The organism is Burkholderia latens, from assembly GCF_902499045.1.
Classification (GTDB): domain Bacteria; phylum Pseudomonadota; class Gammaproteobacteria; order Burkholderiales; family Burkholderiaceae; genus Burkholderia; species Burkholderia latens.
On sequence record NZ_CABVPL010000024.1, the window covers coordinates 69801 to 93095 of the forward strand.

Consider the following 23295-nt stretch of genomic DNA (forward strand, 5'->3'; position numbering starts at 1 on the left):
AGCGCCCCCTCTTCGCATGACCTCATCCGTTTCGTCCGATGCCGCGCTGCGGCCGCTGCCGATCGACACGCTGACCGTGCCGGCCGCGCTCGACGGACGCGCAGGCACGAACCGCTCGACCAGCGCGCATCCGCAGATCGCCGCGACCAACGATCTCGACGCGGTGCGCGCATGGCTCGCACGCTTCGCCGACACGCCGACGACGTTCCAGAACTATCGCAAGGAAGCCGAGCGCCTGCTGCTGTGGGCGGTGATCGCATGCGGCAAGCCGCTGTCGTCGCTGACGCACGAGGATCTCGTCGTCTACCGGCAATTCCTGCTCGCGCCCGCGCCGGCCGATCTGTGGTGCGCGAACGGCGGCCGCAAGCATCCGCGCGGTGACCCGCGCTGGCGGCCGTTCTACGGACCGCTGTCGGCGGCGAGCCAGCGGCAGGCGATGGTGATCCTGAACGTGATGTTCTCTTGGCTCGTGCAGGCCGGTTATCTGGCCGGCAATCCGCTTGCGCTGTCGCGGCAGCGGCAACGGCGGCCCGCGCCGCGCGTCACGCGCCATCTGTCGCCGCCGCTGTGGCAGGCGGTCAAGGACGCGATCGCCGCGATGCCGCGCGACGATGCGCGCGCCACGTTCCATGCGAATCGCGCGCGCTGGGTGTTCACGCTGCTGTATCTCGGCGGGCTGCGCATCACCGAGGCCGCCGACACGACGATGGGACAATTCTTCGCGCGGCGCGATGCGAACGGACGCGACCGCTGGTGGCTCGACGTGACCGGCAAAGGCGGCCGGCAGCGGCTCGTGCCGGCTACCGCGGAAATGATGGCCGAACTCGCGCGCTACCGGTGCGCGCACGGCCTCCCTGCGCTGCCGGCGGACGGCGAGGCGACGCCGCTCGTGTTGCCGGCCGGCGGCTCACGCAAACCGCTCACGCGCGCGGCGCTGCACCGGATCGTGAAGCAGGTGTTCAGGTTCGCGGCCGACCGGTTGCGTGCGCAACCCGATGCTGGTGAAGAACGGGCGCGCGTGCTCGAACAGGCATCCGCGCACTGGCTGCGCCACAGCGCGGGCTCGCACATGGCTGATGGTCGCGTCGATCTGCGGCTCGTGCGCGACAACCTCGGGCACGTGTCGCTGACGACGACGAGCCAGTATCTGCACGCGGACGACGACTGGCGGCACAGCGAAACCGAAGACAAGCACCGGATCGGTTGGTAGCCGCCAACGCCAACGTGCAGCGCGATTCAAATTGCACGCGCGCGTCGGCTCTCCTTTGCCGTCGATCGCACGCCACGCGCGTGCGCGTTCGGGTCAATACACGGCCACCCAATGTCCGGGCACCCACGCCCAGTGATTGCCGGCCCAGCGGTAATGGCCCTTGGCCCAGCGATAGCCGGGCGCGGGCGGCGGCGGCGCGACCTCGACGACCGGCGCGGGTTGCGGCGGCCGCGCCGGTTCGACTACGCATGCGGACACCAGCGCTGCGGCCGCCGCTGCCACGATGGCAAGCGATGCGGATCGGATCTTCATGTTCATTTCTCCGTGTCTTGTAGTCGATTGCACGATGCGCTTTCGCGTCTGCCTCGGTTGCCGCGCATCACGCCATTGCGCGAATGAGGCCCGTCATCGGCCCCGTCGGGCCGCTTTCGGCGAACAGCGCGGACGCGGTCACGCGCGGATCGAGCCGCAGGCTTTCGGCGGCCGCGCCCGCGATCAGCGCGTCGAGCGACGCGGTCGGCTTCAGATCGCGCCCTTCGTAAAGGTCGCCCGGCCGCAGGCCAGGCCAGTCGGCGATCACGCGGCCGCCCGCGACCGCGCCGCCCGCCAGCATCGCGACCGACGCCTGCCCGTGATCGGTGCCGCCGGTGCCGTTCACCGCGGCCGTGCGGCCGAACTCGGTCGCGACCAGCACCGTGGTCTGCTGCCACACCGGCCCCAGGCCGTCGCGCAATGCGGCGAGCATCGTGTCGAGCGCCTTCAGCTGATTCGCGAGCCGTGCGTTCTGCGCGCTGTGCGTGTCCCATCCGCCGGTTTCGATCATCGCGATCCGCGGGCCGTCGTCGCGTGCGAGAAACGTCGCCGCGAGCTTGCCGACGCCGGCCGGGTCCTGGCGCGCATGCGCATCGCCAGCGAGCCCGCGCGCGGCCATCGCCGATCGCCATAGCGGCCCGAGCTGCGCGTCGGCGTCGTAAAGCGCCGACACACGTGCGAGCAGATCGTCGGGCGCAGCGGGCAGTCCGGACGCCGCATACGACGCGGCCTGCACGCTGCCGCGCAATGCAAGCGGCACGGTCGGCGCGAATGCGATCGCACGCTCGCGCGTGGCCGGCAACATCGCGGCGAGCCGGTTGAGCCAGCCGTCCTTCACCTGGTACGGCGCGCGGCCGCCCGTCTCGAGCACGTTCTGGCCGTCGAAATGCGAGCGGTCGCGATACGGCGACGCGATCGCATGGACGAACAGCGCCTGCTTGTCGCGATACAACTGCGCGGTCTGCACGAGCGACGGATGCAGCGCGAACGTGCCGTCGATGCGTGTCGCCGCCGCTGCGTCGATCGCGAGCGGCCCGCGCAGCGATGCATACGCAGGCTCCGCATACGGGACGACGATGTTCAGTCCGTCGGCCGCGCCGCGCTGGATCACGAACACGAAGCGCCGGTCGGTCGCGACGTTCGCGAACACGATGCGCGGTGCGACGAGGATCGCGCCCGCACCGGCGGCGGCGATGCTCAGGAAGTGCCGGCGGGTAACAGATCGAGCCATGTTCATCTCCGTTGAAAATCGGGCGACACGAGCAGCAGCGCGAGCGACGTGGTCGCACTTTCCGCGCGCGACAGCGCCGCCGCGGTCGATGCGCTCAGCGAGCCGGCCAGCAGCGTATTGCCGAGCGTGCGCGGATCGAGCCGGTCTCCCGTGCGCGCGGCGAGCCGCTGCGCGATCTCGACGCGGCGCACCAGCGCGTCGGGTGCGGCCCAGCTCGCGGCGACGTCGTCATAGCCGGCCGGCGATCCGGGCCGCCATACCGGCTGCCCGAGTTGCGCGAGCAGCGGCGCGGCCTTCAGGTCGCCGGTGTCGCGCCAGCCGAGCCCGCGCAGCGACGACACGGCCCACTCCCACGGCGTCTTGAACTTGCGATTGACGGGCGACCACGCGTCCGGCGCATCGACGAGCGCGCGATACACGGCCGGCAAGTCGCCGCCGCTCGCGTCGAATGCTTGCGCGAGCCGCTCGGTGAGCGCGGGCGGCGGGTTGTCGGCGACGAAATGGCGTGCGAGCTGGAACGCGATATGCCGGCCCGTCGCAGGAGACCGCGCGAGGTCGCTCAGGATCGCGCGTGCCTGCGCTTCGCCCGGCTGGCCGTAAGTACGGCTCATCACCGTGCGCGCGCCGGGTTCGTGCAGCGCCGCGCGAAACACGAACGCGCCGGGCGCCGCATCGCCGGGCTGCGGACCGCGGCCGCCGGCGATGCTCCAGCCGGTCAACGCGCGCGCGAATTCCGTCACGTCCGCTTGCGTGTAGCCGGTACGGACGCCGAGCGTATGCAGCTCCATGATTTCGCGCGCGAGGTTCTCGTTGAGGCCGCGTCGCGCCGCAGGATTGCGCGCTTCGGCGCGCAGCGCGGCCGGGCTGTCCGGGCCGACCGAGCGCGCCTGATCGAGGAACAGCTGCATCGCCGGATGCTGCTCGACGGCGACGAGCATGTCCTCGAAGCGGCCGAGCACGTGCGGGCGGATCGCGTCGCGCTCGAATGCGCCCGCATACGCAGCGACCTGCCCCTTGTCGACCGACACCGCGAAATGGTTCGCCCAGAAATGCACGAGGCGTTCGACGAACGGCGCGGGCGTGTTCAGCGCACTGTTCAATCGGGCGGCAACGGCGCTGCGATACGCGTCGTAGCCGTCGCGGCGGATCGACTGCTCGGTCGCGCGCTTCGCTGCCGCATCGCCGCTCGTCGTCGCATTGCGTGCATCGGCGAAGCGCGTGGCGAGTGTGGTTGCGTCCGGTTCGCCAGCCCATGCAGCGGGCCGAGCGTCGTAACGGTCGAACTGGGCGGCCAGCGCCGCCTTCGGATCGGCGGGCGGCGCTTCGTCGGCGCGCGCGCCGAGACCGAAGCGGTTCAGCGCGATCGCAGCTGGTGTGATGTCGTTCGGGTGATCCATGACGAGGGTTCTCGCGGTGCATACCCGTGTTCAACGGGGGATGCCGGGAAATCCGTCGCGGGACTGCGAAATATTCTTGATTCGAGGCCAGGGGGATTCGCCCCTGTCGCGGCGCGCGAAATTGCCGCGCGCTACGGTGAATACATCGCCGCTGCCAACGACCGGTTCATCACGATCCTGAAGGCGCGTGCGATTCGACACCCGCACCTGCATCGCTTCATGAGCGGCGAACGCGACGTGCCGCCGTGCCACGCTGCCGCTTACCGACTCGCCGCCGCATCGCGTTTCTGCTGCAACTTCGGCGGCATCCGCCAGTTCCCGCTGCGCCGCAAACCGTCGACGAACTTCGCGCGCTCGTCCGGCGTCAGCGTGGCCGCGAAGTCGACGACACTGCGCTCGACTTGCGCACGCAACGCACTGTCGGCCGCACGCGTGCGCTCGAGCGCCGCGTCGATCGCCGCACGATCGAGCTGCGGCGCGGCCAGCAGGTCCAGCACCGTGATCCGGCCGTCGCGGCCCTCCCGCGCGAAGTCCCGGCCGTCCTTGCGCGCCCCCTTCAGCGCCGCCGCGAACTCACGCTGTCGCGCATCGGGCAACTCGTCCGCGGCGAAACGCAGAGCCGCGCGCTGCGCGGGGCCGCCGGCCGCATGCACGTCACGATGCGTCGAGAACCACTGATACACGCCGCCGCCGATCGCGCCGAGCATGAACACGTTCAACACGACCGAGCCGACGAGAATGAATTTCCAGCTGCGTTCGGTCATTCGTCGGCTCCGTCGATGCTCGGGCCGCCGAACGTCGTCGTCAGATAGCCCGGTTCATGTTGCGCGAGCGGCGCGCTGCCGAGCATCAGCATCGAAACGGCCACCGCGCCGGCGAGCGCACCCGCGAGTCCGACGCCCGCGAATGCGGCGCCCGACCACCACACTTTGCCGCGGCGCCGCGCGCGTTGCGGCGCCGGCGCCGTCGCGACGATGCGTTCGACCAGCGCAGGCGCCGGCGGCGCAACCGTGTCGTGCATCAGCCACGCATCGAGCTCGGCCGCGTCGTCGAGCGCGTCCAGCGCGTCGCGCGGATGCGCGTGCGCCCACGCTTCGGCCGCCGCGCGTTCCGCTTGCGGCCAGCGCCGCGCATCCGAGCCGTACGCGGCGACGATGGTACGGAATCGTTCGGGTGTCATCGCTTGTCCTCGCTAGGTGAGTCGCCGGCCAGTTGCGCGCGCAAGTTGCGTCTCGCGCGCGCGAGCAGGCTTTCCAGCGCATCGACGGTGATGCCCATCAGGTTCGCCGCTTCAACGTTCGACATCTCCTGATAGTACTGGAGCACGAGCGCTTCCCGCTGCCGGGGCGGCAAAGCCGCAAGCGCATCGCGCACGCGCACGTCGCGCGAGCGCAACTCCGCGCGCGCGGCCGGCTCGGGCTGCGTGTCGGGCACGTCGGGCAGCGTGTCGACCGGTTCCTCGCGCCGCCCGCGCAAGCGGTCGTAGCACAGGTTCAGCACGACGCGATGCAACCACGTGTCGAAACGCGCTTCGCCGTCGCGCCAGCGCGGCGCGTGACGCCAGATCCGCAGGAAGGTTTCCTGCGCGACGTCTTCGGCCTCGCTCCGATCGCCGAGCATGCGCGTCGCGAGCGCAAGCAGGCGCGGCAGCTTGCGTGCAACGAGCACGCGCACGGCCGATACATCGCGTGCACCGACCCGCGCGACGAGTTCCGCGTCCGGATCGGCGTCGCTCAACGCGCGCGGCTCCGCGACGTGCGGCAAGAACGCGGCAGGTTGCCGGCGCACACGTCCGCGATCCGGCTGAAGCTCGTCATCGTGCTCTCCTTGCATGCGCCGGGCCGCTGCGTCGAGCGCAAGCTCCGCCCCGTCGGTTTCATCGATATCCGGTTCGAGCGGCATGCCGATCCCGTCGATCGCGCGCCGGCCGGCGCGATCAATATACGACGACCGGCGCGGGCCGGTAATACACCGGCCGCGCCGGCGCCACGACGCAACCGGCCGGCACGGCGGCCGCGACCGTCAGGACCGCGATGGTTCTGAAAGGCACGACTCGGCTCGCAAGTTGCGTGGATGGAGTGCGGCCGCGCGCGCCATGTGCATCGCGCGGCATCGTGCGCGTCACGCCCAGTGTCCCGGCACCCAGCGCCAGGTCGGCCCGCGCGCGACCCAGTGACCCGGCACCCAGTGATAACCGGCACGCACCACCTGCCAGTGCCCGGGAATCCAGACGTAGCGGCCGTGCCGCCAGTGCCAGTGACCCTGATCCCACACGTAGCCCGCGCGCGGTGCCGGCATCACTTCGACGCGCGGCGGCGGCGGTGCGACGGGCGCGACGATGACGGCCTGCGCGAAGACGGCGGACGTCGCGAGCGCGGCCGCGCATCCCGCGGCCATCCGTAATGAAATGGAAAGTTTCATGCAAGACTCCGAAGCGTCGTGTATCGAATGTCGATGGCCGCAAGCGGCCGTTCATGCGTTAAACGGCGCATGCGGGCCGAATCCGTCGCGACATCCGCGAAAAATTTCGGCCGCGCCGGCCGGGCCGGGCACGCATTGCCGATGCGTGCGATCCGTGACGTGATGGCTGTCTGTCACAACGCGGCAAAACTGCGCTTCGACAATCCGTGTCACCGGATCCCGCTCGTTTCCGGCCCACGCCCCGGACGCGCTTCCGCACGGCCGGGCGGTTCCACATCTCGCGTGCCATCCAACGAAAATACGATCATGTCGAACCAGGACAACTTCCCCGCCGAGCCGAACGAGCCGGCTGCTTCCGTCTCGCGTCGCGGCTTCCTGAAACTGGCCGGCGTCTCCGGCCTTGCCACCGCCGCCGGCGGGCTCGCGGCCGCCCGTGCCGCCGCGTCGAGCCCGGACGGCACGCCCGAGCAGGTGCACCTGACGTGGGGCAACGACCCGGCGTCCGAGGTCGTGATCTCGTGGGCGTCGCTCGCGCCGGCCGTCAATCCGCGCGCGCGGATCGTCGCCGACGGCGAGCCGGCCCGCACCGTGCACGGCGTGCAGCGCCTCTACACCGACGGCCTGAACGGCGAGACCGTGTTCACGTACCACGCACGCGTGCACGGCCTGAAGCCGGACACGCGCTACCGCTACGAGCTCACGGCCGACAACGACAGCAACGCGGCGCAGCCGTTCACCGCAACGTTCACGACCGCGCCGCGCGGCCGCGCGCCGTTCCGCTTCACGAGCTACGGCGACCTCGCGACGCCGAACGGCGCGTGGGTGCTGTCGTCGCCGCAAAGCCGCTTTGCAGTGCAGGCCGTCGAGCAGTTCCAGCCGCTGTTCCATCTGCTGAACGGCGACCTTTGCTATGCGAACCTGAACCCCGCGCATCAGCCGGAAGTGTGGCGCGACTTCGGCAACAACAATCAGACGTCGGCCGCGAACCGCCCGTGGATGCCGTGCCCCGGCAATCACGAGATCGAATTCAACAACGGTCCGCAAGGGCTCGACTCGTATCTCGCGCGCTACACGCTGCCGGAGAACGGCACGCGCTTTCCGGGCCGCTGGTACAGCTTCCGCGTGAGCTCGGTGCTGTTCATCTCGCTCGACGCCGACGACGTCGTGTACCAGGATGCGGCCGCGTTCGTCGGCGGCCCCGATCCGCTGGTGCCGGCCGCGAGCACCGGCCGGCCGCCGATCGAACCGGGCACGTCGTTCTACGTGCGCGGCTACAGCAACGGCGAGCAGACGCGCTGGCTCGAGCACACGCTGCGTCATGCGGCGCACGATGACGACATCGACTGGATCGTCGTGCAGATGCACCAGGACGCGCTGAGCTCGTCGAAGACGGGCAACGGCTCGGACAAGGGCATCCGCGAGGCGTGGCTGCCGCTGTTCGACCGCTACGGCGTCGACCTGGTGCTGTGCGGCCACGATCACGACTACGAGCGCAGCTACCCGGTGCGCGGCTGCAATCACCGCGCGGGTGTCGATGCGTCGACGGGCGAAGTGGTCGAGACGCTGCAACCGCGCCCGGTCGGCGCGACCGATCCGAGCCGGACGACGTTCGACACGAGCCACGGGACGATCCACCTGATTCTCGGCGGCGGCGGCACCAGCGCGCCGCTCGACGTGTACGGCGAAAACCCGGCGACCGGCTACGCGCAGGCGAAGGTTTTCACGAAGCCGAACCGGCCGGTGCCGGGCACTGCTCCGAACACGTTCGTGCGCAAGCCGGCCGACGCGCTCGAAGATGCAATCTGGTCCGCGCGCCGCGATACGGGCACGGGCTACGGGATCGCCGTGTTCGATCACGATCCTGGCAAGCCGGGCGGCCGCACGACGATCACGATGCGCTACTACCACGCGCCGGGCGCCGATCAGCATCCGACCGCGCAGTACGAGCTGTTCGAGACGATCGAACTGAGCAAGAAGCGCGGCGAACGCTGACGCGACGGCCGCCCGCCGACGCGTGAGCGCGCGGCGGGCGGCGGCGGTTGGCCGATATGGATCATCGCGCGGGCGACGCGCGGATCGGCTCTGCTGTCTAGTTTCGCGATTCCAGCGCGATGCGCACGGCCAGCCCCGCGAGCACGGTGCCCATCAACCAGCGCTGCACGCGCGCCCACCCCGGCCGAGCGGCAAGAAATCCCGCGATCGACCCGGCCATGCTCGCGATCAGCGCATTGACGCTCACGCTGACCGCGATCTGCACGCAGCCGAGCGCCAGCGATTGCGCGAGCACGCTGCCGTGCCCCGGCGAAATGAACTGCGGCAGCAGCGACAGATACATCACCGCGATCTTCGGATTCGCGAGGTTCGTGACGAAGCCCATCGTGAAGAGCTTCGCGCCGCTGTCGTGCGGCAACTGCCGAACCTCGAACGCCGAGCGTCCGCCCGGCTTCAGCGCCTGCCATGCGATGTAAAGCAGATAGAGCGCACCGGCGACACGCAGCGCGTCATACGCGTACGGGACGGTCAGCACCAGCGCGGTAATGCCGAATGCCGCGCAGAACATGTAGAACACGAACCCCAGCGCGACGCCGCCGAGCGATACGAGTCCCGCGCGGCGACCCTGGCAGATCGCGCGCGAAATCAGGTAGATCATGTTGGGACCGGGCGTAAGGACCATGCCGAGCGACACGAGTCCGAACGCAATCAGGGTAGGAAAAGCCGGCACGATGGGCTCCTTCGCGGCGATGAAGTCGGGACGAGTGCCGAACAATATATTTCATGCCGGATGATCGTGGCATGAATAAACTGCAAGCCACGCATGAGCGCGCTTCATCGCGCCTTTCTCCGACGCCGGCGCGTTACTTCTCCTTTTTCGCGCGCGTCCGGATCGCTTTTCGTGCGTTCGCGCGCTGTGCGTCGACCAGCTTCACGAATGCGTCGGCGACCGCGTTGCCGGTCGTATTCCACGACAGCCGCACGGAGCGGTGCAGCTTGGGCGACAGCTCCAGCACCCGTCCGCCGAAGCGCGTATAGGTGAGCGTGATGCGCGGAACGATCGACACGCCCATGCCGGCCTCCGCCATCGCGAGGATCGTCCGCATCTCGACCACGTTGAACGCGGCGCGCAGCGACGCGCCGTTGCGCGCGAAGTAGTCCGCGATGACCGGCCCGCACCCGGCCTTCGAGAAAATGAACGGCATCGCGGACAACAGCTTCGGCGACACGCTCTTGCGCCCGGCGAACATCCCGTCCGCCGCCACCGCGACGAAATCCTCGTCGAGCAGCGGCAGGTTGTGCGCAAAGGTCTTCGCGCCCGCGACCACGCCGATGTCCGCGGTGCCGTCCTCGAGCCACCCTTCGACTTCGGCGTCCGTGCCTTCGAGCAGCACCGCCGTCACGCTGCCATGCGCGGCTTTCAGCGCCTCGAGCGCCGGGACGACGAACGCGAGCGACACGCTCGGCAGCGACGCCACCACCAGCCGCCCCTCGAGCTTGCCGCGCGACAGGCCGAACTGCTGGCGCAGCGTCTGCGCTTCGCGGACGACGTTCTGCACGTACGGCCACAGACGCTCGCCGGCAGCGGTCAGCACGACCGGCTGGCGGTCGCGCAACAGCAACTTGACCTCCGTGAGGTCCTCCAGTTCCGTCAATGCGTGGCTGATCGCCGACTGACTGCGGCTGAGCCGCTCGGCCGCGGCCGTCAGCGAACCGAGCTCGACCACGGCCGCCAGGGCCTGCAACTGCGCAAGCGTCATTTCGCCTCCTTGTTTCGACGCATGTACTTTTCACATGACAGGGTCGCACATCATGAACGATATTGAACAGACGCAGCGGTATCCGGAGACCCTCGAGCCGCATTTTCGGCATCGGCTATTTGTGTCGTTGGCTGCGCGGCCCAGTCGATTCGTAGTTCGACGAGCATCGAACGCGCGTCGCCGCGCATGAAACGGGCGCTGCCTCATCCGCCGTGCAGCCGCGCCGGCGCCGCGCCCTGCCATGATCCGCAAGACGCGTTAGACTGTCCGGATGGAACAATGCCGTTATTGCCAGAGAATCCGCGATGAATGGGATTGCCACGGGGACGAATGCCGCCGGGCGATCGCGAAGGCGCTGCGCCGGCAGCGCGCGGGCCTGCCGATGGTGCCCGATCGCATCCGCAACGAGCTGCCGTCCGGTGCGCCGACCCAGCAGGTGATCGCGGTCTTGTCGCGCCAGCGACTGCGCGCGCGCCGCGGCAACGAGGAACGCCGCGAGCGCAAGGAAATCGACGACGCGGACGGCGTCTGATTCGACATCGCACTCATCGCTCCACCGTCGCCCGTCGCGACCACGCCGCCGCGTGCCGGCGCATGCACGCGGCGCCGCCATGCGGTTGCCATGGTTGCCATGGTTTGCCGTGCGCGCAACAGCGCACGGGGCCGGATCACATTTATCCCGAAATTATTGCCTCGTCCGCAAGAATCTTTCGCGCGAATCCACGTTTACCCTAGGAGCCGCGAAGCCTACGATGTGATCAATCGCTCCCGACATGGTGTCGCCAGCGAAGTCAATAGAACATCGGAGGTCATCATGAAATCGCTCGTTTCCGCAGTCGCCGCCGCCGTCGCCCTGTCCGCTTCGTTCGGCGCTTTCGCGCAAAGCACCGTAACCCGCGCCCAGGTGCGCAACGAACTCGTCCAGCTTGAAAACGCCGGCTACACGCCGACCCAGTCGAGCCCGTACTACCCGGCCGACATCCAGGCCGCGCAAGCCCGCGTGCAAGCCGCCGACAACAGCGGCTACGGCGCGCAACCGGCGCCGGTCGTCCAGGGTGGCGCGCCGGCAGTCAAGGTGCAGAACGCCCGCGATTCCGTCTACTTCGGCCACTAAGCCCGTCAAGCCCGCTGCTGCGCACCGCGCGCGCGGCCGCGCAGATACGACGAGCCCGTCCCGCGACGGGCTCGTCGCGTTTGCGCTGCCCGCGTGCGGCGCGGGCCGTCAACGGCCGCCGGCCGCCATGCGGGCGGCGGCCTGCGCGTCGGTACTGCCGCCGAGCAGATCCTGATAGCGCACGTACACGCACTGCGCGGACGCCTTCGCCGCGTACATCGCCACGTCGGCCTTGACCAGCAGTTCCTCGGCCGACGCGCCGTCCGCCGGATATTCGCTGACGCCGATGCTCGCACCCACCGCAAGCTGCCGTTCACCGAATTCCAGTTGCTCGGCCATCACGCTCTGAATGCGCGACGCGATATCGCCGATCACCTCCGGCGAACGCACGTCCGAAATCAGCACGATGAATTCGTCGCCGCCGAGCCGCGCGGCCATGTCGCCGCTGCGCAGCACCTGGTTCAGCCGTTTCGCGACCGCGACGAGCGTCCGGTCGCCGGCCGCATGCCCGTGCTGGTCGTTGATCTGCTTGAAACGGTCGAGGTCGACGAACATCACCGCCAGCCCCTCCCGCACCGCGGCCGCATGCCGAATCGCGGCATCGAGATGCTCCATGAACAGCAGGCGGTTCGGCAGCCCGGTCAGCGGATCGTGGCCGGCGAGGTGCGCGAGCTCCAGTTGCTTCGCGCGCAGCATTGCAACCTGCGTGCGGATCTCGACACGCATGCTGTCGAAGCAGCGCGCCAGCACGCCGATTTCGTCGGCCCGCGCGACAGGCAGCCGCTCGGCGGCCGGATCGTCGAACACATGGGTCGCCGCGCGCGCGAGCATCTGCAGCGGCCGCGTGATCGCACGGGCGAACAGGATCGCGAGAATCACGGCGGCCAGGCTCATCAGGAACACCATCCGGATGATCCGTTCGCCGAGAATCCCGCCGGGCGTCAGCACGTCGATGAGCGGACGCGCCATGCCGAGCACGACGAAGCGGTTGCCCTCGCTTTTGCCGAACGGCGTGCGCACGAACGCGAACGTCTGCCCCGGCGCATGGTCGGGCTGCGCGAGACCGTCGAGCGTCACGTTCGTGCGCGAGCCGACGAACAGCAGCCGCGTCGGCGGAAAGTCGTCCTGCATCAGCACGCGCCGCCCGCGATCGAAGCCGAACGCCTGTGACGGATCGGGATGCACGATGAAGTCGCCCCACTCGTTTGCGAGATACACCGCGTAGTCTTGCGGCAAATCGCGCTCGAGCCGATCGAACACGCGTGACAGTTCGATGTCGACGATCAGCGCGCCGACGACCTGGCCCGCCGCGTCGGCGACCGGCGTGCCCACGCGCACGATCGGCACGCCCTCGGCCGCGTGCGAGCCGGTTTCGTGATTGATCACGATCGGCGACAGGTAGATATGGCCGGGCGGCGTCGCGAACGTCTCGAATACGTACGGAAACTGCCCTTTCTCCTGAAACGCACTCTCGGGCAGCACGACGATGCCGCGCGCGTCGCGATCGACGCGAAGCCGTTCGAGCCCGAAATGCGCGCGCGTGATCAGGCGGATCTGCAGATACTCCGGATGATTCCGCATGAAGCTGTAATACACCTGCTCGAGCCGCGCACGCGCCGCGGGATCGGCGCCGTCGGCGCCCGCGACGAGCGCGGACGACGGCAACTGCGCGAGCACGAGCGCATCGTCGGCCACGTCGGACAGCGCGGTCGTGAAGCGCTGCGCGAGCAATTGCGTCGACATCAGCAGGCTGTGCTGCGCCTCCTGCACGAGCATCGTCCGGTTCGCGCGATACGCGTAATAGCCGGTCGTGCCGGACGCGATCACGCCGATGCATGCGAACAGCACCGACAGCTTCGACGTGAGCCCGAGCCTGATCATTTGTCGAATCGCTCCGGCCGGTCGCCCGACACGATGCGGCTCCACAGCGATTCGCGCCGCGCGATGTCCTCGACCGGCTGGATCCATACGAGACGCGAGCGGCCGGCGTCGAGACCGGCGCGCGACTGGAGCGTGTTCGCGAGCCCCTGGCGTTCGGTCAGCAGTGCGCCGATCGCCGGTTCGAGCATGTAGTTGATCCATGCGAATGCGAGCGCGCGGCGCTCCGCACCACGCGTGACGCCCCAGCAATCGAGCCACGCGAGCGCGCCTTCGTCCGGAATCACGTAGCCGACGTCCGCGCCGGCGCGCCGCAGTTGCTCGACCTGCTGCGTGCCGTAGTTGCCGAACATCAATGCCGCGCGATGCTGGACGAACAGCGCGGTCGCTTCTTCCGGAAGCGTGTAATACGTCAGCAAATTGCGGCGCAGGTCGATGAGCTTGTGCGCGACCGCAAGCGTTTGCGCGGCCGACAGGTGAAACGGATCGGGATAGCCGAGCGCGAGCGCGGTGAACGAAAAATTATGCTGCGCGCTGTTGAAGTCGAGCACCTTGCCGCGGTAACGCGGATTCCACAATTCCAGCATCGAGCGCGGCGCGGCCTGCACCTGCTTGCGATCGTAGATCAATCCCATCGACGAATAGGTGAACGGAATCGCATACGTGACGCCGTCGTGCACGAGCCCGCCGATCGTCGCGAGCTGCTGGAACTTCGGCAGTTGCAGGCGCCGGTTCGGGATCTGCGACAGGTCGATCGGCGTGAGCAAGCCTTCGCGCGCGTAGCGCTGGATCTCGGCCGTGTTCGCCGCGAGCACGTCGTACGGCGGCGGCGACGCGCTGTGCATGCGCGTCCACAACGCTTCGTCGGAATCGACGAACGTCACTTCGACGCGCACATGGAATTGAGTCTCAAATGCATTGACGACGTCGGTGTCCGCATAACCCGGCCACGCAAGCACGCGCAGCACGGTGTCGCCGGCGGACTCGGGGGATGCGGCGCAGGCGGACAGCGCCGGCAAGCCCAGCGCGAACGCGACGAGCAGCCGGCATACGGCACGCCGCCCGCGCCGACATGCGCCAATCTCGCTGATCCGTCGGTCCCCGCCCCAGTTCCCCGAATGCATTCGACTGTCCTTTTTCGAGTCGATGCGTGATCTGCAACGAGACCATAAAAATTTTCGCCGCGCAATTGGAACAAGCCGCACGAGCTTCGCGTTCGCGGCGACGGACGGCGACGCGTGTGCGCGCATTCGAGATGCGTGCCGCCGTCCGTGCACGCACTGCTCCGCACGGACGGACAATGATCAGTCGAAAGCGCTCACACGACGGTGGCGATGACCATGACGCGACACGGCATGCGCTGTACCGCCACGCCGGCGTAAGCTCCGCGATCGCGCGTGACAGATGCGCACACATTGCATCGCGCGCATCGTTTGCATCGTGCGCACGATTGCCGCAAGGATCGGCTGGTGATCGTCCTGCGACGCTTCGCGCAGCGCGGCCGAGTAAAAGTGTTCGTCGTCCCGCGGCGGATGAGCCGCTGCACCGCGGCGCGAACCGGCGCAACGCGGAACCGAACGCGGACTGATACCGCACAAGCAGCGGAAGCGGCAGCGCCGCACAGACGCGACGATCGCGGCCGTCGCGCTTTCCTTTCCCGTCGCGCGTCGGGCAATGTGCCGCACTCGCCGGCGCGGCGCCGCATCGGCCTCACGCGCGGCGCCAGCGTGTTTGCCCGCGCCGATGAAATGCTACGAGCCTCCGCCCATGCGATCGCCGATGCAATCCGCGACGGCAACCTCGCGGCCGGCACGCGCCTGCCGTCGCTGCAACAGATCATGCATCGCGTGATGCCAGTCGACCGTGCTTCCCGGACGAACAAATGAAAACGGGCGGCCCGTCACATGGGCCGCCCGTCCGATGAACCGCGCATCCCGCGCCCGCCGCGCAGCGGGCGCCGGCGTTCAGCGCGCCGCGACCGGCTTGCCGAACCCGCCGAGGATCTTCTTCTCGAGCGCGATGTAGTCGTGGCCGAAGTGATGGTCGCCACCGGTCTTGATCACGTCGGCGCCGGTATTCGCGAGCGCCGGGCACATCGTTTCCTTCTCCTGCGCGCCGTAGAAGCACTGCACGAGCTGCGGCGGCACCTTCGCGATTTCCGGCGCGACCTTCAGCGCGTTCTCGCTCGCCGGCATCCCGAGCCAGCCCGTCACGCGGATCTGGAAATCCGCCGCAGGCGCGAAGCCTAGCAGCGACATCACCGAGACCTTGTCGCGCAGGTCGGCCGGCAGCCGGTTGTACGCGAACGGCATCACGTCCGCGCCGAACGAGTAGCCGACCAGCGCGACGCGGTTCGCATGCCAGCGCGCCATGTACGTGCGCATCACGCGCGCGAGGTCGCGGCTCACCTGCGCCGGCGGCTTCTCGCTCCAGAAGTAGCGCAGGCTGTCGATGCCGACCACCGACACGCCGTCGCGCTGCAGCGCCTCGGCGATCGTCTTGTCGAGATCGCGCCAGCCGCCGTCGCCCGAGATCACGATCGCGAGGCGATCGCTGCTGCCCTTGGCCGGCAGCTCGACGAGCGGCAGGTCCGACACGTCGAGTTCGTCGCTGCTGCTGGTGTCGTGCAGATGCGACGCGACGAGCGACACGAGCTTCGCGCCGTCGCCGGCCGCGGCCGTTTCGACGAAGCCCGGCATCGCGCGGCGCACGATCGTCGGATCGGGCGGGCACGGCTTGAAGCGCGCATCGAGCTTCGCGGCCGGATCGACCGACACGACGCCGGCAATCGTGTTCTCCGGCGCCATCGACAGGATCTGCTTCGCGATCGCGCCGCCCTGGCCCGCGCCGGCGACGATCGGCGTGAAGTAGCGCGACGATTGCGCGACGCGTTCGAGCTGGTGGCTGACCGCCTCGGCGTCGCCGTCGAGGTGGTGACAGGTTTCCTGCTTCGCGGCGAGGTTCGCCGCATAGCGCTCCGAATCCACGCCGACCGTCATCGCGCCCGCCTTCGCGAGCGCATCGGCCGCCTGCTGGTCGGCCGCGCTCCAGCCGCGTCCACGCGAGAACAGCACGACGAAGCCGCGCAGCGCGCCGCTCGGCTTCGTCACGGTCACGGGGCCGTAGCGGCCGCCCGACACGGTTTCCGGTTTCGCCGCCGGCTGCGCCGCGAGCGACGCGCCGGCCAGCATCATTCCCGCGCAGGCGGCTGCCGTCCGCGCGATACCCTTCTTCACCATCATGAACGCCGACCTCCAGCCAGCAGGGACAGATCCGCGAGCGTGACGAACACGCCGACCGAGCCCGAGGCCGCGAGATAGCGCGGCTCCCAGTGCGGCTCGAACTTGCTCTTGAATGCACGCAAGCCACGGAAGTTGTAGAAGCGGCCGCCGAAGCGCCAGACCATCAGCCCGAACCGGTGCCACGGCGACGGCATCTTCGCCGCCCCCATTCCCGAGAACGGCGCGATGCCGAGGCTGAGCTTGCGGAACCCCGCTTCCTTCAGATGCAGCGCGAGCTGCGTAAACAGATACTCCATCGCGTACGGCGACGCTTCGGGCAGATGACGCATCACGCCGACGGTCGCCTCGGTGTTGAGATCGGTCGTCATGAACGTGACGAACGCGATCGGCTTGTCGGCCTGGCGCACCAGCATCACCGACTGCGTCGCGAGATAGCCTTCGTGGAACGCGGCCACCGAGAAGCTTTTCTCGCGCGCATCGCGGCTGTCGAGCCAGCCATCGGAGATGTCGCGCAGCGCCGGCAGCGCGGCCGGCACGTCGGCCGGCGCGATCACCTCGACCGACAGCGCGTCCTTGTCGCCGCGGCGCAGCGCATAGCGCAGGTGCGACCGGTTCGAGCCCTTCAGGTCGAACCGGTCGAGCGCGATGTGCGCTTCCTCGCCGAGCTTCATCAGCGTGAGGCCGGCATCGAGATACAGCGGCAGCGCGTTCGCGCGCACCTGGTAGAACGCCGCGCGGCCGCTGTGCGCGTGCGCGAGCGCGATGAACTTGCTGATCAGCGCCGGCCATTCCTCGCGCGGCCCGACCGGGTCGTGCAGCGCGGCCCACGTGCGGCCGTTCTTCGCGTACATCAGGAACGCGCGGCGCGATTCGGAGAACAGGAACGACTTGTCGCCCATCAGCGCGAGGCCCGCATCGCTGCATTCCTGCGCGCGGATGATCCGCTCCGCGTCGAGCAGATCCTGTTCGGCCGGCTTCACGAAACGGCCGGGCGCCGGCCGCAGCAGTTGCCACAGCGCGAACATCGCGACGAACACGCCGGCCGCGAGCGTCGCGCGCAGTGCGCGCGGCGCGCGTGCGTCGAACGAGAAATGCGACCACAGATCGCGTGTGTACGGCACGTCGCGGAACGCGAAGCACAGCACCCACACCGCGAGGATCAGCACCAGCGTGACCGACACGAACCAGCTCACCGTGAAGCGCTCGGCGAGCAGCGACGAATGCCGGTTGAAGCGGCGCCGGCTGACGAGCAGCAGCACCAGCAGCGTGCCGAGCACGCCGGCCTCGACGAACGCGAGGCCCTTCGCGAGCGACAGCGCGAGGCTCGCGAGCGTCAGCGCGAAGGTCATCCACCAGGCGCCGTCGAGGCGGCGCAGCAGCCCGCGCGCGACGAACAGCAGCGCGACGCCCAGCACGCTGCAGATCACCTGCGAGCCTTCCAGCACCCATAGCGGCACGATGCCGCGCAGGATGGCGATGCGATGCCAGAACGCGGGCGTCGCGCTCGAGATCACGAGCATCCCGCCGACCGCAAAGGTCACGAGGCTCAGGAACAGCGGCGCCAGTTGCGACACGCGCGCGGCCTGCCGCGACACGAGCCGGCGGCGCAGCGCGCGCCCTTCGAAGCCGGCCAGCAGCCCGGCCGACAGCACGAGCGGCACGCCGAAGTAGATCGCGCGATACGCGATCAGCGCGGCCACCATCGCATGCGCGGGCACTTCGCGGCCGAGCGTGAACACCATCGCGGCTTCGAACACGCCGATCCCGCCCGGCGTATGGCCGATCATCCCGAGCAGCAGCGCGGCCGCGTAAACCGTGATGAAGGTCGGGAAGCCGACCGGCGCGGCCGGCAGCAATACCCACAGCGTCAGGCCGGCGGCCACGACGTCGAGCACCGCATAGACGACCTGCGCGACGAGATCGCGCCGCGCCGGCACGTCGAACGCGAGCCATTTGAACCGCGTGATGACCGGGCGCGCGGTGCTGCCGCACAGCACGACCATGCCGGCGAGCACGACGAGCAGCGCGGCGCCGCCCCACGTGAGCACGCCGGGCGCGACGTGCAGCATCGCGGCGAGCGTCTGCGGCACGCACACCATGCCGATCGCGGTCATCAGCACCATCGCGAGCGCCAGCGTGCCGCTGGTGAATACCGTCATCCGGCCGATCTGCGCGGGCGTGACGCCCGACACGCCGTACACGCGCGCGCGCACCGCGCCGCCCGTCAGCGCGCCGAACCCGGTCGCGTTGCCGAGCGCGGAGCCGGCGATCGCGCCGGTCCACAGCGCGGCGCGCGGCACGTTCGCGCCGACGTAGCGCAGGCCGACCGCATCGCGGGCGACGAGCGCGAGATAGCTGAGCGCGGTTGCGACCAGCGACGCGGCCCACTCGCCGACGGCCATGTGGCGCAGTTGGCGGATCACCGACCGGTAGTCGACGGATTCCGACAGATGCTGGAAAACCACGATCAGCAGCAGCCCGATGCCGAGTGCGAGCAGCGGCGACAGCACGCGCTCGTGGCGGATCAGCGCCGAGAAACGGGCGATCGCCGACGCGGCACGGCCGGGCGGACCAGGGTGACGGGAAGACATAGGTTATTCGTGCTGGTACATGGCATGTCGCGGCGCGGGACGGCCGGGCGGCGACGAATCTGGTTGTTCTGCGTGGGCGGTCGGCCGAAAGCAGAGGCAGGCGACGCCTGGATCGGAAATGACAAGTATACGGATCTTATATTACAGAATATTTCGGTCTCACACAGGGCGGTTGGGGACGCCCGTCGCATCAACGCCGCATCAAAATCATGCGCAAGGTGCGCATCATACCGGGAACCGGTGCCGGTTTTTCATCAGATGACTGATGAATTACGCATTTGGAAAGAATTCTCCCGGCCGGCCGGCCGCACGAGCGCAAATCCGCGATCGGACGGCGGTTTGGGAAATGGGGACGGGACGGCGGCGCAGGCCGGCAACGCCGCGCCGTCGGGCCGTCGGGCCGTCGGGCCGGCGATTCGGGGCCGGCGCTTCGGAGCCGGCGATTAACCGGCCGGAACCGGGCCGCCCCGTTTCATCATGCCGCCGCGAAATCGGTCGAACTCGCCAGCGCCTTCCATGCTTCCGTTTCCTCCGTCACGTAGGCGTTCTTGGCCGCAATGGCCGCCAGCGTGTCCGTACCGAGCGGCAGGCGCAACGGCGGGTCCGCCGCGTCGGCCAGCGCGATCATCGCGGCCGCGAGCTTCGCCGGGTCGCCGGGCTGGTTGTGATTCAGTTGCGTGGCCTTGCGGCGAACCGCGCCCGACGTTTCGTCGTAGTCGTCGATCACGTGCGGCGCGACGACCAGCGACGACGCATCGAGGAAGTCCGTCCGGAAGTAGCCGGGTTCGACCACCGTCGCGTGAATCCCCAGCGGCTTCAATTCCGCATGCAGCGCCTCCGTGATCCCTTCGACCGCGAACTTCGTCGACGAGTACACCCCGAACCCCGCCGCGGCCCGATAACCGCCGATCGACGAAATGTTGATCACGTGGCCCGAACGATTCGCGCGCATCGCGGGCAGCACGGCACGCGTGACGTTCAGCAGCCCGAATACGTTCGTGTCGAACATGCGGCGCACGTCCGAATCGGCCGACTCCTCCACCGCGCCGAGCAGGCCGAAGCCGGCGTTGTTGACCAGAACGTCGATGCGGCCGAACGTGTCGATCGCCGCCTGCACGGCCGCTCTCGCCTGCGCCTCGTTGGTCACGTCGAGCTGGACCGGCAGCAATGCCGCCGAATCGCCGAGACGCTCGACGATCGCCGCCGCGTTGCGCCCCGCGGCCACGACGGCGTTGCCGTCCTCGAGCGCCGCTTGCGCGATCAATGCCCCGATGCCGCGCGATGCGCCGGTGATGAACCAGACCCGCTTGAAACCGCCTTGCCGCTTGCCTTCCATGATGTTTCTCCACGTGTGTGTGATGAGGTGAGTCCATGGTAGGCGCGACGATTGACACGAACTAGCCGGTCTATTCTTGCGTGATAATCAACTTTTATTTGCGAATCCGGAGCACGGAAATGAACGGAATCCGCGCGATCACGACGTTCGTGCGCGCCGCCACGCTCGGCAGCCTGCGCGGCGCGGCGGTCGACCAGCGCATCTCGCCGCAGGCCGCGAGCCATGCGGTGATGCAGTTGGAGAAGGAACTGGGCGTTCGGCTTTTTCACCGCACGACCCGCAAGCTGAGCCTCACCGAGGAAGGCCAGCGCCTCCTCGACAACGTGAAGCCGGCGCTGGAGATGCTGTCGTCCGCGCTCGACGACGCGCGGCGCTCGACGGAGGACGTGGGCGGCGTGCTGCGCGTGAGCGCGCCGCGCGCGCTGGGCCTCCCGGTCCTGTGGCCGCATTTCGATGCGTTCCAGAAGCGCTACCCGAACGTGCACCTCGACGTGCAGCTCGACGATCAGTTCACCGATCTCGTCGCCGACCGTTCCGACGTCGGGTTTCGCGGCGGCCATCCGCCTTCGGGCGGCTCGATCGCGCGCCCGCTGGTGCCGATTCAGTTGATCGTGTGCGCGTCGCCCGACTATGTCGAGCGCAACGGCGCGCCGCGGACCATCGACGAGCTGGCGGCGCATCGCTGCACCGGCTACCGGCGCGCGACGACGGGAAAGCTCGCGCAATGGCAGTTCCGCATCGGCGACGAGCTCGTCTATCGCGACGTCCCTGCCGCGATCTGCGTGAACGACACGGAGATGGAAACGCAGGCGGTGCTGTCGGGCCTCGGTATCGGGCAGCTCGGCAGCTTCAACGCGGCGCCGCATATCCGCAGCGGCCGGCTCGTTCCGTTGCTGACGCAACATATGTCCGAATACGGGATGATCTACATCTACTACCGGCATCGAACGGAGCAATCGCAGCGCGTGCGGACGTTCATCGACTTCATGGTCGAACGCATGGCCGGCAATCGTGACTTTTTTCTCGATCCTTCCGAACTTCGCGCCGGCCGGCAGTCCGCGCAAAAGCCGCGCGGATAGCGGCGAAGCGGCCGCCAACGGGCCGATTCGCCGCCGGATCAGTACACGTCACGCATGTAGCGGCGCGCCTTCGCGAGCCGCGCGACGTAGTCGTTCGCGGCTTCGTCCGACATCCCGCCGTGCTCGGCCACGATCGCCTTCAGCGCGGTATCGACGTCCTTCGCCATCCGCGCGGCGTCGCCGCACACGTAGAAGTGCGCGCCGTCTTCCAGCCACCTGTAAAGCTCGGCGCCCTGCTCGCGCATCCGGTCCTGCACGTAGATCTTGTCGGCCTGGTCGCGCGAGAACGCGAGATCGAGCCGCGTCAGGAACCCGCTGTCGCGCATCGCGGTGAGTTCGTCGCCGTAGTAGAAGTCGGTTTGCGCATGCTGCTCGCCGAAGAACAGCCAGTTGCGCCCGCGCGCGCCGCGCGCCTGCCGCTCGTGCAGGAAGCCGCGAAACGGCGCGACGCCGGTGCCCGGCCCGACCATCACGATCGGCACGTCGCCGTTCACCGGCGGCCGGAAATGCGCGGATTTCTGCACGAACACCGGCACGCGGCCGTCGTCCGCGCGATCGGCGAGGAACGTCGACGCGACGCCTTTGCGCGCGCGCCGGCCGTTGTGATAACGCACGGCCGACACCGTCAGGTGAATCTCGCCGCGATGCGCGCTCGGGCTCGACGCGATCGAGTACAGCCGCGGCTGCAGCCGCTTCAGCATCCCGACCAGTTCCGCGCCCGACAGCTCGATCGGGAACTCGTGCAGCACGTCCGCAAGTTGTTGCCCCCACAACCATTGCTTCAGGTCGGCCTTGCGATCGTCGGCGAGCAGCGCCTTCAGCGCGCCGTTCGCGGTGCGCGACGCGATGAACGCGAGCGTGTCCGGATGCGGGCGCGTGATGTCGAAGTGGCGCGCGAGCGCGTCGCCCAGGCACATGTCGCCGACGCCTGCGACCGATACCGGCGCGTCGGCCTTCAGCGCGGTGACCGACAGCAACTCGTCGACGAGTTCCGGACAGTTGGTCGGCCATACGCCGAGCGCGTCGCCGGTTTCGTATTCGAGGTTCGCGCCTTCGGTCGACAGCGACACGTAGCGCGTGTCCTTCGCGGCGCCCGGCCGGTTCAGCCGCAGGTTCGCGACGAGCTTCGACGGCGCCGGATGCGCCTTGGTCGGCAGCAGACCCGACGCGCTCAAGCCGGTGGCCGGCACCGCGTGCAGCGCCGCATCCGCTTCCTTGATCCGCGCGATCACGCGTTCGAGCCACTGGTCCGCGTCGCGCTGGAATTCGACGTCGCAATCGACGCGCGCACACAGCCGCGCCGCGCCAAGTTCGGCCAGCCGCGCATCGAGCCGGCGGCCGTGGCCGCAGAACTGGTCGTAGTTGCGGTCGCCGAACGCGAGCACCGCGAAATGCACGCCGTCGAGGCGCGCGACGCTGCCGGCCTGCAGCGCATCCCAGAACTCGCTGCCGTTGTCGGGCGCATCGCCGTCGCCGAACGTGCTGGTCATCAGCAGCACGTACTGCGCGCCGGCCAGCGACGCGACCGGATAGTCGGACATGCACGCGGTGCGGATCTCGAAGCCCGCGTTCATCAGCTGCGTCGCGTAGTCCTCGGTCAACGATTCGATGTTGCCGGTCTGCGACGCCCACAACAGCGTGACCTTCGGGCGCGCGCGCACGATCCGCACGCCGCCGGACGCGGCCGCGTCGGCCGGCAGCGCGGGCGCCGCGCCGTCCGCGGCGTGCGCGG

At 68.9% G+C, this 23295-nt stretch carries 21 protein-coding genes; 6 read left to right on the forward strand and 15 right to left on the reverse strand.

Going from position 1 to position 23295, the window contains the following annotated elements:
- Positions 1-16: 16 nt before the first annotated feature.
- The gene (locus tag BSE24067_RS17725; protein WP_151063453.1) at positions 17-1210 is read left to right on the forward strand and encodes a tyrosine-type recombinase/integrase; all 1194 of its coding nucleotides are present in this window, start codon (positions 17-19) and stop codon (positions 1208-1210) included.
- A 93-nt stretch (positions 1211-1303) separates the two neighbouring features.
- Here the strand turns inward: BSE24067_RS17725 and BSE24067_RS17730 are convergent, their stop codons facing one another.
- The 7 genes from BSE24067_RS17730 to BSE24067_RS17760 all read right to left on the reverse strand — a co-directional run bounded on the left by BSE24067_RS17730 (position 1304) and on the right by BSE24067_RS17760 (position 6571).
- On the reverse strand, positions 1304-1522 hold the full coding sequence (locus tag BSE24067_RS17730; protein ID WP_151063452.1) for a YXWGXW repeat-containing protein: 219 nt from the start codon (positions 1520-1522) through the stop codon (positions 1304-1306).
- A gap of 67 nt (positions 1523-1589) precedes the next feature.
- A complete protein-coding gene (locus tag BSE24067_RS17735; RefSeq protein WP_151063451.1) occupies positions 1590-2753 on the reverse strand; it encodes a DUF1501 domain-containing protein in 1164 nt (387 codons plus the stop codon).
- Between the two features lie 2 nt (positions 2754-2755).
- Positions 2756-4150, reverse strand: coding sequence for a DUF1800 domain-containing protein (locus tag BSE24067_RS17740; protein ID WP_151063450.1), 1395 nt, complete (start codon positions 4148-4150; stop codon positions 2756-2758).
- A gap of 260 nt (positions 4151-4410) precedes the next feature.
- Positions 4411-4914 (reverse strand): periplasmic heavy metal sensor, encoded by a 504-nt coding sequence (locus tag BSE24067_RS17745; RefSeq protein ID WP_151063449.1) that lies wholly within the window; start codon positions 4912-4914, stop codon positions 4411-4413.
- Positions 4911-5330 (reverse strand): hypothetical protein, encoded by a 420-nt coding sequence (locus BSE24067_RS17750; protein WP_151063448.1) that lies wholly within the window; start codon positions 5328-5330, stop codon positions 4911-4913. The genes BSE24067_RS17745 and BSE24067_RS17750 overlap by 4 nt, the downstream gene beginning before the upstream one ends.
- The gene (locus tag BSE24067_RS17755; protein ID WP_151063447.1) at positions 5327-6052 is read right to left on the reverse strand and encodes an RNA polymerase sigma factor; all 726 of its coding nucleotides are present in this window, start codon (positions 6050-6052) and stop codon (positions 5327-5329) included. The genes BSE24067_RS17750 and BSE24067_RS17755 overlap by 4 nt, the downstream gene beginning before the upstream one ends.
- Positions 6053-6271: 219 nt before the next feature.
- Positions 6272-6571 (reverse strand): YXWGXW repeat-containing protein, encoded by a 300-nt coding sequence (locus BSE24067_RS17760; RefSeq protein WP_151063446.1) that lies wholly within the window; start codon positions 6569-6571, stop codon positions 6272-6274.
- Positions 6572-6877: 306 nt separating this feature from the next.
- Here BSE24067_RS17760 and BSE24067_RS17765 point away from each other — a divergent pair, with 306 nt between their 5' ends.
- A complete protein-coding gene (locus BSE24067_RS17765) occupies positions 6878-8563 on the forward strand; it encodes a purple acid phosphatase family protein (protein WP_151063445.1) in 1686 nt (561 codons plus the stop codon).
- Between the two features lie 97 nt (positions 8564-8660).
- Here the strand turns inward: BSE24067_RS17765 and BSE24067_RS17770 are convergent, their stop codons facing one another.
- Positions 8661-9293, reverse strand: a complete 633-nt coding sequence (locus BSE24067_RS17770; protein WP_151063444.1) for a LysE family translocator — start codon at positions 9291-9293, stop codon at positions 8661-8663.
- Positions 9294-9426: 133 nt separating this feature from the next.
- Complete coding sequence (locus BSE24067_RS17775; RefSeq protein ID WP_151063443.1) at positions 9427-10323, reverse strand: LysR family transcriptional regulator; 897 nt, start codon at positions 10321-10323, stop codon at positions 9427-9429.
- A 271-nt stretch (positions 10324-10594) separates the two neighbouring features.
- Here BSE24067_RS17775 and BSE24067_RS17780 point away from each other — a divergent pair, with 271 nt between their 5' ends.
- Both BSE24067_RS17780 and BSE24067_RS17785 read left to right on the forward strand, forming a co-directional pair.
- Positions 10595-10855 (forward strand): hypothetical protein, encoded by a 261-nt coding sequence (locus BSE24067_RS17780; RefSeq protein WP_006760082.1) that lies wholly within the window; start codon positions 10595-10597, stop codon positions 10853-10855.
- A gap of 282 nt (positions 10856-11137) precedes the next feature.
- Complete coding sequence (locus tag BSE24067_RS17785) at positions 11138-11437, forward strand: DUF4148 domain-containing protein (protein WP_151063442.1); 300 nt, start codon at positions 11138-11140, stop codon at positions 11435-11437.
- Positions 11438-11545: 108 nt separating this feature from the next.
- Here BSE24067_RS17785 and BSE24067_RS17790 read toward each other — a convergent pair whose 3' ends face one another.
- Both BSE24067_RS17790 and BSE24067_RS17795 read right to left on the reverse strand, forming a co-directional pair.
- The gene (locus BSE24067_RS17790) at positions 11546-13318 is read right to left on the reverse strand and encodes a sensor domain-containing diguanylate cyclase (RefSeq protein WP_151063441.1); all 1773 of its coding nucleotides are present in this window, start codon (positions 13316-13318) and stop codon (positions 11546-11548) included.
- Complete coding sequence (locus BSE24067_RS17795; protein WP_151063440.1) at positions 13315-14439, reverse strand: extracellular solute-binding protein; 1125 nt, start codon at positions 14437-14439, stop codon at positions 13315-13317. The genes BSE24067_RS17790 and BSE24067_RS17795 overlap by 4 nt, the downstream gene beginning before the upstream one ends.
- A 273-nt stretch (positions 14440-14712) precedes the next feature.
- On the opposite strand from BSE24067_RS17795, the gene BSE24067_RS17800 reads away from it, so the two are divergent.
- The gene (locus BSE24067_RS17800; protein ID WP_174904808.1) at positions 14713-15201 is read left to right on the forward strand and encodes a hypothetical protein; all 489 of its coding nucleotides are present in this window, start codon (positions 14713-14715) and stop codon (positions 15199-15201) included.
- Between the two features lie 78 nt (positions 15202-15279).
- Here the strand turns inward: BSE24067_RS17800 and BSE24067_RS17805 are convergent, their stop codons facing one another.
- The 3 genes from BSE24067_RS17805 to BSE24067_RS17815 form a co-directional block, all read right to left on the reverse strand.
- Entirely contained in the window at positions 15280-16557 is a 1278-nt protein-coding gene (locus BSE24067_RS17805) for a virulence factor family protein (protein WP_151063439.1), read from the reverse strand.
- Positions 16554-19148, reverse strand: a complete 2595-nt coding sequence (gene mprF, locus BSE24067_RS17810; RefSeq protein ID WP_151063438.1) for a bifunctional lysylphosphatidylglycerol flippase/synthetase MprF — start codon at positions 19146-19148, stop codon at positions 16554-16556. The genes BSE24067_RS17805 and mprF overlap by 4 nt, the downstream gene beginning before the upstream one ends.
- Positions 19149-19623: 475 nt before the next feature.
- The gene (locus tag BSE24067_RS17815; RefSeq protein ID WP_151063437.1) at positions 19624-20484 is read right to left on the reverse strand and encodes an oxidoreductase; all 861 of its coding nucleotides are present in this window, start codon (positions 20482-20484) and stop codon (positions 19624-19626) included.
- Between the two features lie 119 nt (positions 20485-20603).
- On the opposite strand from BSE24067_RS17815, the gene BSE24067_RS17820 reads away from it, so the two are divergent.
- Positions 20604-21563, forward strand: a complete 960-nt coding sequence (locus BSE24067_RS17820) for a LysR family transcriptional regulator (RefSeq protein ID WP_151063436.1) — start codon at positions 20604-20606, stop codon at positions 21561-21563.
- Between the two features lie 38 nt (positions 21564-21601).
- On the opposite strand, the gene BSE24067_RS17825 is transcribed toward BSE24067_RS17820, so the two are convergent.
- A partial coding sequence (locus BSE24067_RS17825) for a diflavin oxidoreductase (protein WP_174904812.1) occupies positions 21602-23295 on the reverse strand: 1694 nt, incomplete at its 5' end.

Coding starts and splice junctions, on each gene's coding strand:
- BSE24067_RS17780 (WP_006760082.1), top strand. CDS start 10,595: ATGGAACAATGCCGTTATTGCCAGAGAATCCGCGATGAATGGGATTGC.
- BSE24067_RS17740 (WP_151063450.1), bottom strand. CDS start 4,150: ATGGATCACCCGAACGACATCACACCAGCTGCGATCGCGCTGAACCGC.
- BSE24067_RS17785 (WP_151063442.1), top strand. CDS start 11,138: ATGAAATCGCTCGTTTCCGCAGTCGCCGCCGCCGTCGCCCTGTCCGCT.
- mprF (WP_151063438.1), bottom strand. CDS start 19,148: ATGTCTTCCCGTCACCCTGGTCCGCCCGGCCGTGCCGCGTCGGCGATC.
- BSE24067_RS17790 (WP_151063441.1), bottom strand. CDS start 13,318: ATGATCAGGCTCGGGCTCACGTCGAAGCTGTCGGTGCTGTTCGCATGC.
- BSE24067_RS17735 (WP_151063451.1), bottom strand. CDS start 2,753: ATGGCTCGATCTGTTACCCGCCGGCACTTCCTGAGCATCGCCGCCGCC.
- BSE24067_RS17765 (WP_151063445.1), top strand. CDS start 6,878: ATGTCGAACCAGGACAACTTCCCCGCCGAGCCGAACGAGCCGGCTGCT.
- BSE24067_RS17750 (WP_151063448.1), bottom strand. CDS start 5,330: ATGACACCCGAACGATTCCGTACCATCGTCGCCGCGTACGGCTCGGAT.
- BSE24067_RS17760 (WP_151063446.1), bottom strand. CDS start 6,571: ATGAAACTTTCCATTTCATTACGGATGGCCGCGGGATGCGCGGCCGCG.
- BSE24067_RS17745 (WP_151063449.1), bottom strand. CDS start 4,914: ATGACCGAACGCAGCTGGAAATTCATTCTCGTCGGCTCGGTCGTGTTG.
- BSE24067_RS17725 (WP_151063453.1), top strand. CDS start 17: ATGACCTCATCCGTTTCGTCCGATGCCGCGCTGCGGCCGCTGCCGATC.
- BSE24067_RS17805 (WP_151063439.1), bottom strand. CDS start 16,557: ATGATGGTGAAGAAGGGTATCGCGCGGACGGCAGCCGCCTGCGCGGGA.
- BSE24067_RS17730 (WP_151063452.1), bottom strand. CDS start 1,522: ATGAAGATCCGATCCGCATCGCTTGCCATCGTGGCAGCGGCGGCCGCA.
- BSE24067_RS17775 (WP_151063443.1), bottom strand. CDS start 10,323: ATGACGCTTGCGCAGTTGCAGGCCCTGGCGGCCGTGGTCGAGCTCGGT.
- BSE24067_RS17755 (WP_151063447.1), bottom strand. CDS start 6,052: ATGCCGCTCGAACCGGATATCGATGAAACCGACGGGGCGGAGCTTGCG.
- BSE24067_RS17795 (WP_151063440.1), bottom strand. CDS start 14,439: ATGCATTCGGGGAACTGGGGCGGGGACCGACGGATCAGCGAGATTGGC.
- BSE24067_RS17820 (WP_151063436.1), top strand. CDS start 20,604: ATGAACGGAATCCGCGCGATCACGACGTTCGTGCGCGCCGCCACGCTC.
- BSE24067_RS17815 (WP_151063437.1), bottom strand. CDS start 20,484: ATGGAAGGCAAGCGGCAAGGCGGTTTCAAGCGGGTCTGGTTCATCACC.